The organism is Streptomyces sp. SID10853, assembly GCF_010548145.1.
GTDB lineage: Bacteria > Actinomycetota > Actinomycetes > Streptomycetales > Streptomycetaceae > Streptomyces.
This window is the reverse complement of record NZ_JAAGLN010000198.1, coordinates 1-13309: the sequence shown is the minus strand read 5'-3', so window position 1 is coordinate 13309 and position 13309 is coordinate 1. Positions and strand designations below refer to the sequence as shown.

The following is a 13309-nucleotide window of genomic DNA, read 5'->3' as shown; positions in this document are numbered from 1 at the left end:
CCCCGCCGCCGCGCCGCACGGCGGTGAGTCCCTTCACGCACTCCGCGAGCGGACCGGCGGCTGGCTCGAAGGGCTGACGGACGGGGGCGGCCGGGTGCTGGCGGTCGCCGACCCCGCGGTGGTGCGGGCAGCTGTACTGCACGCGCTGGCCCTGCCCGCCGACGCGTTCTGGCGGCTGGACGCGGCGCCGCTCACGCTGACCGAGCTGAGCGGCAGGGCCGGACGGTGGAACCTGCGCATCGGACGGCCGCTGGAGCCGTGACCCGGGAGGCGCGCTCACGGGCGGTGCGCTCTGCTGGACAGGAGTCCCGGACAGGACGGAGGGGCGGGGCGGTGCGCGGAGAATCACATCCGGGGGCCGCCGCTGCGGGAATCTCCGCTGGTCGTGACAGGCTGAAGCCCTTGTACAACATCAACGCTTGTACGACGTCAACGCTCGTACAACATCAATACGGACGTCACCGGCGGCGCCCCTTCGTACCGGCGCCCGGGTGACAGAGGCGAAAAGGCAGGGCGGTCATGGGAGAGCTGATTCTCGTACGGCACGGTGAGACCAGCTGGAGCCGCACCGGGAAACACACCAGCTGGACGGATCTGCCGCTGACGGCGACCGGCGAGGAGCAGGCCCGCAAGGTCGCACCGCTGCTGGCCGAGCGGCGCATCGCGCTCACCCTCACCAGCACGCTGACCCGGGCCAGGCGGACGGCCGAGCTGGCTGGGCTCGTCCCCGCCCACGCCGAAGCCGATCTGCACGAGTGGGACTACGGGGCGTACGAGGGCATCACCAGCGCGGAGATCCACCGGGACCGGCCCGACTGGGACCTGTGGACCGACGGAGTGGCCGAGGGCCCGCCCGAGCACCCGGGCGAGACCCCGCAGGAGGTCGGCGAGCGCGCCGACCGGGTCCTGAAGCGGGTCGACGTGGCGCTGCGCGACGCCGACCTCGACGGAGAGGGCGGAGACGTGGTGCTGGTCGGCCACGCCCACTTCCTGCGGGTGCTGACCGCGCGCCGCCTCGGTCTGCCGGCCTCGGCCGGAGCGCTCTTCCGGCTGGACACCGCGTCCGTGAGCCGGATCGGCACCGAACACGGCAGGCCTGCCCTCGCCGTGTGGAACCAGGTGCCTGTCAGCGGGTGACGGGCACCGTCCCGGCTGTTGTCTCGACCTCCAGCAGCGAGGCGCTCTGCCGCTCGGCCTCGAAGGCCGCGTGGCCGCCCCGCAGCCCGAACAGGCGCTTGCCGAGCAGGATGTAGAGCACCGCCAGGATGTTGACCGTCAGGGTGGCGATCTTCAGCCAGCTGACCTTCTCGGTCAGTTCGTAGACCTCGAGCGGCAGGAAGACCGCGGTGGCGACGACGGTCAGATACTCGGCCCAGCGCTTCGCACGCCACAGGCCGACGCCCTCGATGATCTCGATCAGCGCGTAGACGACCAGCAGTACGGCCACCAGCACCAGCGTGGAGTGCTTGTAGCCGAAGGTCTTCTGGATGGTGCCGACGACCGGTGAGTTGTCCAGGTCGTAGTTGAAGTGGCGGAACACGGGCCGCAGGACGTTCAGGTTCTCGTCGAAGAGCCGGCGCACCGCGTCCTGGCTGTTGCTGAACTTCCACACGGCCACCGCCACCAGCACGATGAACACGCCCCGCACCGCGCGCTCCACGGCGAGGAAGCGCAGGATGAACAGATCGCGCAGCACCTTGCCGCGCGGCACCAGCGGGGCGTCCTGCGCCGGGCCCGCCCCGTGCGGGTCCCCGAGGGCGAAGTCCCCGCAGCGGAGGCAGCGCCACGCGTCGCCGAACCCTGTCTCGGCGCGCAGCCGCACCGCCAGTTCCGGTTCCCGCGGCGCGTACGTCACATGTCCGCGCCGTGCGCAGGTGCGCCGGTCCCAGTCGATCTTCATGCTGTCTTCCCCGTGCTGGTCGGTTCTTGCTGTTCGGTTCACGCTGCTTGGTTCTTGCCGGCCGGACCGGTCCAGCGCGGACCGTAGCAGGGCATCGTATGCGCCGGATGACAGGCCACCGACAGGCGCCCCGCAGTGACCGGCAGACGTCCGGAGGGCCGCCCGGCAGACGGGGGCGGCGGGGGTGTGGGGACGAGGGCAGGGGCCGCTCACAAGATTACTGGCAACTCCCACCGGGCATGCGGACTTCTGCCCACTCGTGAACAGGTCCCGCCGGACCGCCCGCAGCCTCGGCCTGCCGGGATATTCTCGAAATCCGTTTGCAGGCAGGGGAGGAACGATGGGGTCCCGGAAGGAACGCCCGGCCGCCGTACCGCTGCTGGAGCGGGAGGACGAGATCGCCGTGGGGGCGCGCGCCGTCGAGGCGCTGTGCGCGGGGGAGTCCACCGGGGGGCTCCTCATCTACAGCGGTGAGGCCGGCCTGGGGAAGACCGCGCTGCTCGACACGGTCAGTACGCAGGCGGCGGGACGCTGCACGGTGTGGTCGGCCCGCGGCGGCGAGACGCTCACCTCCGTGCCCTTCCACGTCGTACGCCAACTCCTGCAGCCCGCACTGACGATGCCCGGGATCCGGGACGCCCGCGATCTGCTGGGCGAGCGGTACGACATCGTCGGGCCCGCACTCGGAGTCGCCCCGCCCAGCGCGCAGCAGGCCGACCCGCAGGGGGTCCGCGACGGTCTGGAGGCCGTGGCCGCGCGGCTCGGCCGGCTGTTCCGCCCGCTGGTGTTCATCGTCGACGACGCCCAGTGGTGCGATCTGGAGACGCTGGCCTGGCTGGCCTCCTTCACCGGACGCCAGGGCGGGCCCCCGGTGCTGGTGGTCCTCGCGTACCGCACGGGCGAAGCGGAGGGGGACGCCGCGGACTATCTGCGCGTGCTGGAAGGGGCGGCCAGTGAGAACGTGCAACTGCGCGCCCTCACCCCGGACGCCATCGCCCAGCTGTCCCGCAGCGCGCTCGGGGCGCACGCCGACGACCCGTTCTGCCGTGAGGTCTGGGCGGTGACCGGTGGCAACGCGTACGAGACCGTCGAACTGCTCGCCCGGGTGCGGGACGACGCCATCGACCCCGTGGAGGACTCCGCGGGCGCCCTGCGCGCGCTGGGTGCGTCGGCCCGCGGCTCGGGGCTGATCGCGCGTCTGGAGGAGCTGGGCACCGGTGCGACCCGGTTCGCCTGGGCCGCCGGGATCCTGGGGACCGGTATCTCGCTGGGCCTGGCCGGGCGGCTCGCGGGCATGAGCGAGGCCGAGGCCGCCGACTGTGCCGAGCGGCTGCGGACGGCCCGCATCCTGACCGGAACCGACCCGATGGAGTTCGTTCATCCGCTCATCGCGGGCGCCGTCTACCGGGCCGTCCCGCCCGCCACCCGTACCGCGATGCACGGCCAGGCCGCCTGGGCCGTCACCATGGCCGGCCGGGGCGCCGCTGCCGCCGCCCCGCATCTGCTCCAGGTCCACCCGGACGACGACCCCGAACTGGTCGCACAGCTCCGGGAGGCCGCGGCCGAACACCTCGCGGTGGGCGCGCCCGACGCGGCCAGGCGCTGTCTGGAGCGGGCACTGGCCGAGCCTCCGCTGCCCACGGTGCGCGCCAGCGTCCTGTACGAGCTGGGCTGTGCCACCCTGCTGACCTCACCGGCCACCACCGTCGGCCATCTGCGGGCGGCGCTCGCCCTCCCGGGGCTCGACGGCGCCCTGCGGGCGGACGCGGTCTTCCGGCTCGCCCAGGCGCTGACGCACAACAACCAGACCCGGGAGGCGGCCGAAGCGGTGGCCGCCGAGGCCGAGCTGACCGAGCCGGGTCCCGCCAGGCGGCGGCTCCAGACCGCGCACTTCCTCTGGGAGGGCGTCCAGGCGGTCGAGGACGACGGCCCGGCGCGCTCCCGCCGCCTCGCGGCGATGACAGACGGCCTGAGCGGCCAGGACAACTCCGAGCGGATCCTGCTCATACTGCGCGCTTTCGACGGCACGGCCCGCGGTGAGAGCGCAGAGGAGATCGTCGAGATCTGCGACCGGGCCCTGGTCAACGGACGGCTGCCCCCGGGCATCGGCTGGACCGGCACCTCCTGGGGGTTCGAGCCCGCCGCGCTCCTCGGCCTCTCCTACGCCTACGCCGACCGGCTCGACCGGGCCGAGAGCCTCTTCTCCGAGGCGCTGCGCTCGTTCGAGGTGTCCGGCTGGAGCGGCGGGCACCTCTCCTTCGCCAACGCGCTCGTCGGCTATCTGCAGCGCAGGCGCGGCCGGCTGGCCGAGGCGGAGACCTATCTGCGGGAGAGCCTGCGGCTGGCCGAGCGGGTGGGCAACGGCCTCCCGATGAACTGGGACGCCGCCTGCATGCTCATCGACACCCTGCTGGCCCGCGGCCATGTCGAGGCCGCCCGCGAGGCGGCGGAACGGTACGGCTTCGCGCCGCCGTACCCGTCCGCGATCGTCATCCCCGACGCACCGTCCGTACGCGGCAGGCTGCTCCTGGCCTGCGGCCGCACCAAGGAGGCCGTCGCCGAACTGGAGGCGGCGGGCGAGGCGTTGCGCGGGCGTGGCCGGCACAACAGCGTCATGGCGCCCTGGGCGGGCGACCTGGTGCGGGCGCTGGCCACCGAGGACCCGGCGCGCGCGGCGCAGCTGGTGACCTATGTCAGGGACCGGGCCGAGCGGTACGGGACGGACACCGCCATCGGTGAATCGCTGCGGATCGCGGCCGTCCTGGAGAGCGGTGGCCGCGCCGTCGAGCTGCTCGGCGGGGCCGTCGCCTATCTGGAGGCGTCACCCTGCGCGTACGAACACGCCCAGGCGCGGGTGGAGTTCGGGATCGCCGCCCGCTCCGAGCCGGACCTCGTCCGCGGGCTCGCACTCGCCGAGTCCTGCGGCGCCGACGGTCTCGCCGACCGGGCCAGGAACGCCCTGCACCTGCACTGATACCAGGCTGCCCGCATTCGGGGGCAGTTGGGACATATGTTCGGTCACTCCTCGTGTGTGAACCGCAGCTGACTGTGCAAAACCGGCGAGTCTATTCCTCTGGAACGGCCACCGCACAAGGTTGGGAGAATATGCCGCCGCGGTGATCTGATCGGGCTACGCTCGCTCATTGTGAGTTGAGATGACATGTATTCATGCACTTGTTCCCACATGTCTTGATAGTTCGATTCTCCCCACCGTCAACTGCCAGAGGGATCACATGGTTCGCGTTGAGGCGCCTCCAACCGATCGGACAGCGCCACTGGTTCGTGCGCTGCTGCTCTCCGTCGTCACGACGTCGGCAGCCACGGCCGTCGGCGCGGTCGCGGTGGACCGGGCCGCCCGGATACCCCTTGTCTGGGCCGGAGTTCTGGCCACCGTCGTCATCGCCGTACTCGTCACCGCACTCGTCCGCCGCGCCTCCACGACCCGTACGCTCCACCGGGCCTACGGCGAGCGGCTGGCGTTCCTGGAGCAGCGGCTCGCCGCGCACGACGCGGAGACCGTACGGCTCGCCAAGGAGCTGATGCCCGCCGCGATCCACCGGCTCAAGCACGGTGAGTCGCCCCTGGAGGTCATGCGCATCCTCGTCGACAACAACGAGATGTACCGCGAACTCCCCTCCGCACAGCGCGAGATCCTCGCCGCACTGCTGAAGATCGTCGACGACGAGGAGTCGCAGCGCGAGGGCGCGCAGTTCGCGTTCGTCGGCATCGCCCGCCGTGTCCAGGCCATCGTCCACCAGCAGGCCGCGGAACTGCGGGAGATGGAGGAGGCCCACGGCCGCCAGCCCGAGGTCTTCGACGACCTGCTCAGGCTCGACCACGGCAACGCGCTCATCGGGCGTCTCGCCGACAGCATCTCGGTGCTCGGCGGTGCCCGGCCGGGACGCCAGTGGCCCAAGCCCGTACCGCTGTTCAGTGTGCTGCGCGGCGCGATGTCCCGGATCCTGGAGTACCCGCGGGTCGATCTGCACTCCATCGCCAAGGTCGCGATCGTGGGCCCGGCCGTCGAGCCGCTGATCCACGCGGTCGCCGAACTGCTCGACAACGCGACCCGCTACTCGCCGCCGCAGACCCGCGTCCATGTCACCGCGGTCGAGGTGCAGACCGGGATCGCCGTCGAGATCGAGGACGGCGGGGTCAGCCTCAGCGAGGAGGCCCGCAAGCGTGCCGAGGGCATGCTGATCAAGGCGCAGGCCGGCGCGGACCTCAACAACCTGGGCGAGTCGCCCCGGCTCGGCATGGCCGTCGTCGGCCGGCTCAGCCAGATGTACAACCTCAAGGTCGCGCTGCGTCAGTCGGCGTACGGCGGCGTCCGGGCGGTGCTGATCGTGCCCCGCGAGATGATCACCACAGGCCCCGCGCCCGGCATCGCGCACGGGATCGGCGCGGCCGGACAGCCCCGCACCGGAGCTGACACGGACATCGGCGCGTTCGCCGACCGCGTTCCCTCCAGGGCGCCGCGCAAGGCCGCCGCGCCGAAGCGGCCCGCCCCGGCGGCGCTGTCGATGGAGGACGACGTACCGGTGGTGACCGAGTGGACCCCGAACGGACTGCCGCAGCGCCGCAGCCGGCTGCGTTCGTCCTTCGGCTCCGACTTCGGCTCCGAGCAGGCGGCGCCGCTGCCCGCCCAGGCGCCCGAGCCCGACCCGTACACACCCCTGGCACCCGAGGAGACACAGCGACCTGAGAAGGAGGAGCCCCAGCCGGGAATCTGGCTGGAGGCGTTCACCAAGGCGGCCAACGGAGTGCCGCAGGAGCCGTCGGCCGTCGGAGAGTCCGGCGAGTGGGACAAGGGAGACCTGGCGTGATTCAGCAACTGGGCAGCATGGACTGGATGCTCAAGGAGCTGGCCGACGGCGTTCCCGGAATCCAGCAGATCGTGGTGCTTTCCGCGGACGGCCTGCGGATCGCCCGGCACGGCGGCGACCCGGACGGCGCCGACCGGCTCGCCGCCGCCTGCGCCGGGCTCCAGAGCCTGGCGGCGGCGGTCGCCACCGAGATCCCGGAGAGCGACGGCCGAATGCGGCTCGTCGTCATCGAGATCACCGGCGGGTTCTTCTATCTGATGGCCGCGGGCACCGGTTCCTATCTCGCCGTCCTCACCGACGAACGGGTCGAGGCGGGCCTGGTCGGCGCGCAGATGCGCGACATGGTCGTACGGATCGGCGCCCACCTGGCCAGCCCGCCGCGGCACGACGGGAAGGCCGGATGAATTCGCCGCCCCGCAGAGAACGCCGGACACCGGAGCCGGACTCGGGGGACCCGGAACGGCTCTATGTGATCACCGGCGGGCCGGACGGCGGCGAACGGGCCGCGCTCGACCTGGTCACCATCGTGGTGTCCCGGGCCGAGCCGTCCCCGACCGTCCAGCCGGAACAGGCCGCGATCGTACGGCTGTGCAAGTCACCGCTGTCCGTGGCCGAGATCTCCGCCTATCTGCGCCTGCCGTTCAGCGTGGTGACCGCGCTGCTGACCGATCTCCTCGCGGCCGAACTGGTCGAGTCGCGCGCGCCCATCGTCCGCGCCGCGCTGCCGGACCGGGCCCTTCTCGAAGCGGTGATGCATGGACTCCAGAAGCTCTGACACGATCGCAGGCCCCAGGAGGGAAGACGTACTGCCCGACACGGCCACGGCCGCGGTCAAGATCGTGATCGTGGGCGGGTTCGGGGTCGGCAAGACGACGATGGTGCGTTCGGTGAGCGAGATCCGCCCGCTGACCACCGAGGAGACGATGACCCAGGCCGGGGTCGGAGTCGACGACAACTCCGGTGTGGAGAGCAAGACCGCCACCACCGTGGCGATGGACTTCGGCCGGATCAGCATCAGCGAACAGCTCGTGCTCTACCTCTTCGGCACCCCGGGACAGGAACGCTTCTGGTTCCTGTGGAACGGCCTCTTCGAGGGCGCGCTCGGCGCCGTCGTGCTGGTCGACACCCGCCGCCTTGAGGTCAGCTTCGATGTGATCGGCCGGCTGGAGGAGCGCGGCGTGCCGTTCATCGTCGCCATCAACACCTTCCCCGACGCGCCGCGCCACCGCCTGGAGGCGCTGCGGGCCGCGCTCGACCTCCCCGACGAGATCCCGATCGTGGACTGCGACGCGCGTCAGCGCGCCTCCAGCCGCGACACCCTGATGGCCCTCATGCGCTATCTGCACTCCCTCGCCATGCGACGCGCCCAGCAGCCGTCCGGCCGATGACCCCGGACGCCCCGGCCGTCCCCCGTCCGTACGTATTGGAGTGACCGTGACAACCCCCTTCGACCATCAGCCCGGCACCGGCGCGGCAGTCCCGCCGCCGCAGTGCCCGGCCCACGGGCTCGGGCCCGGCGGGCTGCGGCGGCTGTACGGGACCGAGGCCGAGCAGGACCCGATGGGCCTGTACGAGAAGCTGCGCGCCGAACACGGCCCGGTGGCGCCCGTCCTGCTGCACGGCGACGTCCCCGCCTGGCTGGTGCTCGGCCACAGCGAGAACCTCTACATGACCCGTACGCCCTCGCTCTTCTCGCGTGACTCACGCCGCTGGCGCGCCCTCCAGGACGGCACCGCGGCCGCCGACCACCCGCTCGCGCCCATCTTCACCTGGCAGCCGATCTGTGTCTTCGCGGACGGCGCCGAACACGAACGGCTGCGCGGCGCCGTCACCGACGCGATGTCGCACATCGACACCCGCAGCACCCGCCGCTTCATCAACCGCTACAGCAACCGGCTGGTCAACGACTTCTGCCAGGACGGCAAGGCCGATCTCGTCAGCCGGTTCGCCGAACACCTGCCGATGATGGTGATGTGCCAGATCCTCGGGATGCCCGAGGAGTACAGCGAGCGTCTGGTGCAGGCCGCCCGCGACATGATCAAGGGCACCGAGACCGCCAACGTCAGCAACGCCTACGTGATGGCCGCGCTCGACCGGCTGGTCACCCAGCGCAGAGCGGCGCCGCAGGAGGACTTCGCCAGCCGGCTGATCGCGCACCCGGCCGGGCTCACCGACGCCGAAGTGAGCCAGCACATGCGGCTGGTGCTCATCGCCGCGTACGAGACCACCGCGAACCTGATCGCGAACGTGCTGCGTATGGTCCTCACCGACCCGCGGTTCAGGGCCCAGTTGAGCGGCGGCCATATGACGGTGCCCGAGGCGGTCGAGCAGACCCTGTGGGACGAGCCGCCCTTCACCACGATCTTCGGCCGCTGGGCGGTCGGCGACACGGAGCTGGGGGGCCAGCGGATCAAGGCGGGCGACGCGCTGGTCGTGGGGATCGCCGCCGCCAACATCGACCCGGTGGTCCGCCCCGACCCGGCTGCCTCCATGCAGGGCAACCGGGCCCATCTCGCCTTCAGCGGCGGCGCGCACGAGTGCCCCGGACAGGACATCGGACGCGCCATCGCCGATGTCGGCGTCGACGCGCTGCTGATGCGGCTGCCCGATGTGGAACTGGCCCTGGCGGAGGACGAACTGAGCTGGACCGGGTCCCTGATGTCCCGTCATCTGGACCAGCTGCCGGTGACGTTCGCGCCGCGCCCGCCGCAGGACATCATGGTGGCGCCGTCGCCCGCGGCGATGCCGCCGCCCCGCACGGACTGGGAGGTCACCTCACAGCCACCGGCCGCGCCGCCCGTCGCACCCCAGCCGGTGCCCCAGCAGACGCCGCCGGCCCAGGCGCCCGTACAGCCGCAGCCCGTACAGCCGCAGCCCGCAGCGGCAGCGGTGCCGGCCCAGCGCGGTACGGCGCCGAGGCGGCTCTGGCGGACGCTGACCAGCTGGTGGCGCGGCTACTGACCTTCGCACTTACCGAGCGTCGGGCCTACTGGCCGTCGCGGCTGCCGACCGTGGCGGCTACTGGCCGTCGTCGAGCTGGTCCCACCACCAGGAGACCGAGGCCAGCGGCAGCGGGTCCTGGTCCACCACGGCCGGGAGCTGCTTCCACCAGCCGTCGGGCCCGGTGGAGGGAGCGCCCGGCACGGTGTACCGGGGGCAGACCGATGCCCAGTCCAGGTGGCCGCGGACGAACTGGCCCAACCCGTCCACGTACTGCTGGAGTTGGGGTCCGGCGTCGCGCAGCGCCCGCTCCCGCAGCCGCATGAAGAGCACCATCACGCGGTCGCGCATCACCACGGCCTCCTGCTGGGCCCGGAGCGCGTCGATGCCGAACTCCTGGGCCAGCACGTCGATCAGGTTGAGATCGTCGTCGGCCCGGAGCAGTTCCTTGTTGCGGGAGTAGAGGTCGTTGTCCCAGCTGACCAGCGTCCAGGTGATCTCGGTCAGCGCGCGTATCCGGGGGTCGTCCAGCTCCTCGTCGGTGAGGGTCAGCCCGCCGACGATCTCGATCATCGCGGTGGAGGGTGCCATCCCTATGGCCCGCATCCACAGCGTGATGTAGTCGTCAAGGGAGGGGAGGCCGGGGCTGCTGCGCCAGGACGCCTCCCAGACGAGCCCCGAGGTGTAGACGCGCATGGCCTCGGTCCAGCGGCGCAGCTGGGCCGGTGTCGCGTGCTGTGCGAGGTCGAGCCGGATGGACCGCAGGGCGGCGGTGCGCGCGGACTCGCCGGGGGCGGGGGCCGCGTACGGCGCCTCCACCGCGCGCATGATGCGGCCGGTCTCCTGGGCCAGCAGGCCCGCGGTGGCGTAGGACTCGTCGCACAGTCCGTCGTCGAGCGAGAAGAGCACGGCGTGCAGCCGGGCCATCAGCGTCAGTGGCTCGATCCATCCGTACGGCATGGTCGAGGCGGTGAGGCCGCCGAAGTCGCAGAGCGTGAGGCGGCGCCGCTGCTGCTCGTCGGCGTCCATCTCCTGCTGCAGCATCCACCGTACGGTCGCCTCATTCAGTGAGGCCGCGGCGGGGTGTGCGGCGGGTGGCACCGGGCAGTAGAAAGGTGCTGCTGGGAGCTGCTGAACCAGCCGTTGGTGCGGGGCGATGGTCATGATCAGCCTCCAAGTGCGGAATGCCTGACGATGCGCTGGAGCGTATACGCCCACGCCCGATCATTGTTTACCATACAACTAGCAGACGCCTGACCTCAATTGATCAATAATTGTCTTGATTCGAATCTAGCGCAGGTGTGTTCCGCGGTCGATGGTCTGTGACCAGCCGATGGTCCATGACCAGGAGAGGGCGCCTTCCCATGTCCCGTACCGCCCCCAGGATCGTCCAACTGCGCGCGGCAGGAGTGGGGCTGGTCGTCGAACTGTCCGCTCCGGTGCCCCGGATCCTGCACTGGGGCGAGGATCTGGGCGCCCTCACGGAGGAGGCGTGCGCCGCGCTCGCGCTCACCGCCGATGGCGCCGTCCTGCACAACGCCCCTGACACACCGCGGCAGTTCACCGTCTGGCCCACCGAAGCGGACGGCTGGTCGGGCACCCCCGGCCACCAGGGGCATCTGGCGGGCACCGCCACCGCGCCGAAGCCCCGCCTCGTCGATGCCCGGGAAAGCGACGGTGAGCTGGCCGTCCTCCTGGCCGAGGACACCGCGGGCCTCGATCTCACCCTCACCTACCGCCTCGACCCCTCCGGGGTGCTCGCCGTACGGACCACGGTCGCCCGGCGCCCGGACGCGGATCCCGCCCCGTACGACCTCAGCGCGGTCACCACTCTGCTCCCGCTGCCGCGCAGGGCCTCGGAGATCCTCGACTTCACCGGCCGGTGGTGCCGCGAACGGGCCCCGCAGCGCAGGCCGCTCGGCCACGGCAGCCACGTCAGGGAGCAGCGCCGGGGGAGGACAGGCCAGGACGCCCCGTATCTCCTCACCGTCGGGGTGCCCGGCTTCGGCTTCCGCGGCGGCGAGGTGTGGGGCGTCCACATCGGCTGGAGCGGCAACCAGCGCTGGCTGGCCGAGCAGCTGCCCGAGGGCGCCGGGGTGCACGCCTCGGTGCTCGGCGGCGGGGAGCTGCCGGCACCGGGTGAGATCCGGCTGGCGCCGGGGGAGACGTACACCTCGCCGGTCTGCTGGTTCGGCTGGTCGGACGCCGGCCTGGACGGGCTCGCCGACCGCTTCCACACGCTGCTCAGGGCACGTCCCGCGCATCCGGCGACCCCGCGCCCGCTGACCCTGAACAGCTGGGAGGCGGTGTACTTCGACCACAGGCCCGAGCGCCTTGTCGCGCTCGCCGACACGGCGGCCGACATCGGGGTGGAGCGGTTCGTGCTGGACGACGGCTGGTTCCTCGGCCGCAGGGACGACACCGCCGGGCTCGGGGACTGGACCGTCGACCCGGCGGTCTGGCCCGAAGGGCTGACCCCGCTCGCCGACCGGGTGCACGCGCGCGGCATGCAGTTCGGGCTCTGGGTCGAGCCCGAGATGGTCAGCCTCGACTCGGAACTGGCCCGCGCCCACCCCGGATGGATCCTCGGGCCGGCCGCCGGACTCGGCCCGTCGTCCCGTCATCAGTACGCGCTCAACATCGGCCACCCCGAGGCGTGGGCGTATCTCCTGGAGTCGCTCGACACGCTCATCACGCGGTACTCCGTCGACTATCTGAAGTGGGACCACAACCGGGATCTGCACGAGGCGGTCCAGCGGACTACGGACGGCCGCGACCGTCCAGGTGTGCACGCGCAGACCGAGGCGCTGTACCGGCTGCTCGACGCGCTCAGGGAGCGGCACCCCGGTCTTGAGATCGAGAGCTGCTCCAGCGGCGGTGCCCGTGCTGACCTCGGGGTCCTGGAACGTACGGACCGGGTGTGGGCATCGGACTGCAACGACCCGGTCGAGCGCCAGGCCATCCAGCGCTGGACCGGTCAGCTGCTGCCGCCCGAGCTGATCGGCTCGCATGTCGGCGAGGCCCGCAGCCACACCACTGGGCGGGTCACGGACAGCTCCTTCCGGCTGCTCACCGCGCTGTTCGCGCACGCCGGGATCGAGCGTGATCTCGGTACCTGCTCGCCGGACGAGCTGGCGGAGCTGACGGCCTGGGGCGCGCTCTACAAGGAGCTGCGGCCGCTGCTGCACGGCGGACGGGTCGTCCGCGCCGATCTCGACGGTGACGGTGCGCTGCTGCACGGGGTGGTGGCGCCCGACGCGAGCGCCGCCGTGTACTGCTGGGCGCAGTCGGCCACTGCGCGGGAGGCCCAGCCGGGCCGTGTCGCGCTGCCCGGTCTGGACCGTACGGGGAGCTACCGGGTCCGTGTCAGGACCGAGGCCGGGCTGCCCTCGTTCCGCGAAGTGGCGGCGCCCTCCTGGGTCACGGCCGCCCTGGACGGCTGGGTGGCGCTGCCCGGACCCGTGCTCAGCGGAGCAGGGGTGCCGATGCCGGTGCTCGATCCGGGGCAGGCCCTGCTGATCGAGGTACGACGGGTGGCGCAGGAGCGGCCGGCGGCTGCGGCGCGGTCTGCGGACGGAGCGTGACGGTGGACGGCAGCTCGGGCCGCGCTGCCGTCCGCGGCAGGGCCTGCGGCTCTGTCGCG

The 13309-nt window shown here is 72.0% G+C and carries 11 protein-coding genes; 9 read left to right on the top strand and 2 right to left on the bottom strand.

The features are described 5' to 3' along the window. A partial coding sequence (locus tag G3I19_RS27910) for a histidine phosphatase family protein (protein ID WP_164266487.1) occupies window positions 1–262 on the top strand: 262 nt, incomplete at its 5' end. Between the two features lie 257 nt (window positions 263–519). Further along, window positions 520–1137 carry a histidine phosphatase family protein gene (locus tag G3I19_RS27905; RefSeq protein ID WP_164266486.1) on the top strand — a complete coding sequence of 206 codons (618 nt, stop codon included), beginning with the start codon at window positions 520–522 and terminating at the stop codon, window positions 1135–1137. Here the strand turns inward: G3I19_RS27905 and G3I19_RS27900 are convergent. Continuing rightward, window positions 1127–1900 carry a DUF2127 domain-containing protein gene (locus G3I19_RS27900; RefSeq protein ID WP_164266485.1) on the bottom strand — a complete coding sequence of 258 codons (774 nt, stop codon included), beginning with the start codon at window positions 1898–1900 and terminating at the stop codon, window positions 1127–1129. The genes G3I19_RS27905 and G3I19_RS27900 overlap by 11 nt on opposite strands. Window positions 1901–2240: 340 nt before the next feature. On the opposite strand from G3I19_RS27900, the gene G3I19_RS27895 reads away from it, so the two are divergent. The 6 genes from G3I19_RS27895 to G3I19_RS27870 all read left to right on the top strand — a co-directional run bounded on the left by G3I19_RS27895 (window position 2241) and on the right by G3I19_RS27870 (window position 9687). Then, window positions 2241–4874, top strand: a complete 2634-nt coding sequence (locus G3I19_RS27895; RefSeq protein ID WP_164266484.1) for an AAA family ATPase — start codon at window positions 2241–2243, stop codon at window positions 4872–4874. A 259-nt stretch (window positions 4875–5133) separates the two neighbouring features. Beyond that, window positions 5134–6726 carry a sensor histidine kinase gene (locus G3I19_RS27890; RefSeq protein WP_164266483.1) on the top strand — a complete coding sequence of 531 codons (1593 nt, stop codon included), beginning with the start codon at window positions 5134–5136 and terminating at the stop codon, window positions 6724–6726. After that, a complete protein-coding gene (locus G3I19_RS27885; protein ID WP_164266482.1) occupies window positions 6723–7130 on the top strand; it encodes a roadblock/LC7 domain-containing protein in 408 nt (135 codons plus the stop codon). The genes G3I19_RS27890 and G3I19_RS27885 overlap by 4 nt, the downstream gene beginning before the upstream one ends. Continuing rightward, window positions 7127–7501, top strand: coding sequence for a DUF742 domain-containing protein (locus tag G3I19_RS27880; protein WP_164266481.1), 375 nt, complete (start codon window positions 7127–7129; stop codon window positions 7499–7501). Before G3I19_RS27885 ends, G3I19_RS27880 begins: the two co-directional genes overlap by 4 nt. After that, the gene (locus G3I19_RS27875; protein ID WP_164266480.1) at window positions 7482–8114 is read left to right on the top strand and encodes an ATP/GTP-binding protein; all 633 of its coding nucleotides are present in this window, start codon (window positions 7482–7484) and stop codon (window positions 8112–8114) included. Before G3I19_RS27880 ends, G3I19_RS27875 begins: the two co-directional genes overlap by 20 nt. Before the next feature lie 46 nt (window positions 8115–8160). Then, complete coding sequence (locus G3I19_RS27870; protein WP_164266479.1) at window positions 8161–9687, top strand: cytochrome P450; 1527 nt, start codon at window positions 8161–8163, stop codon at window positions 9685–9687. 57 nt (window positions 9688–9744) lie between these two features. Here G3I19_RS27870 and G3I19_RS27865 read toward each other — a convergent pair whose 3' ends face one another. Then, window positions 9745–10710, bottom strand: coding sequence for a terpene synthase family protein (locus G3I19_RS27865; protein ID WP_164266478.1), 966 nt, complete (start codon window positions 10708–10710; stop codon window positions 9745–9747). A 320-nt stretch (window positions 10711–11030) separates the two neighbouring features. Between G3I19_RS27865 and G3I19_RS27860 the strand changes: the two genes are divergently transcribed. Further along, window positions 11031–13250 carry an alpha-galactosidase gene (locus G3I19_RS27860; RefSeq protein WP_164266477.1) on the top strand — a complete coding sequence of 740 codons (2220 nt, stop codon included), beginning with the start codon at window positions 11031–11033 and terminating at the stop codon, window positions 13248–13250. The last annotated feature ends 59 nt before the right edge of the window (window positions 13251–13309 follow it).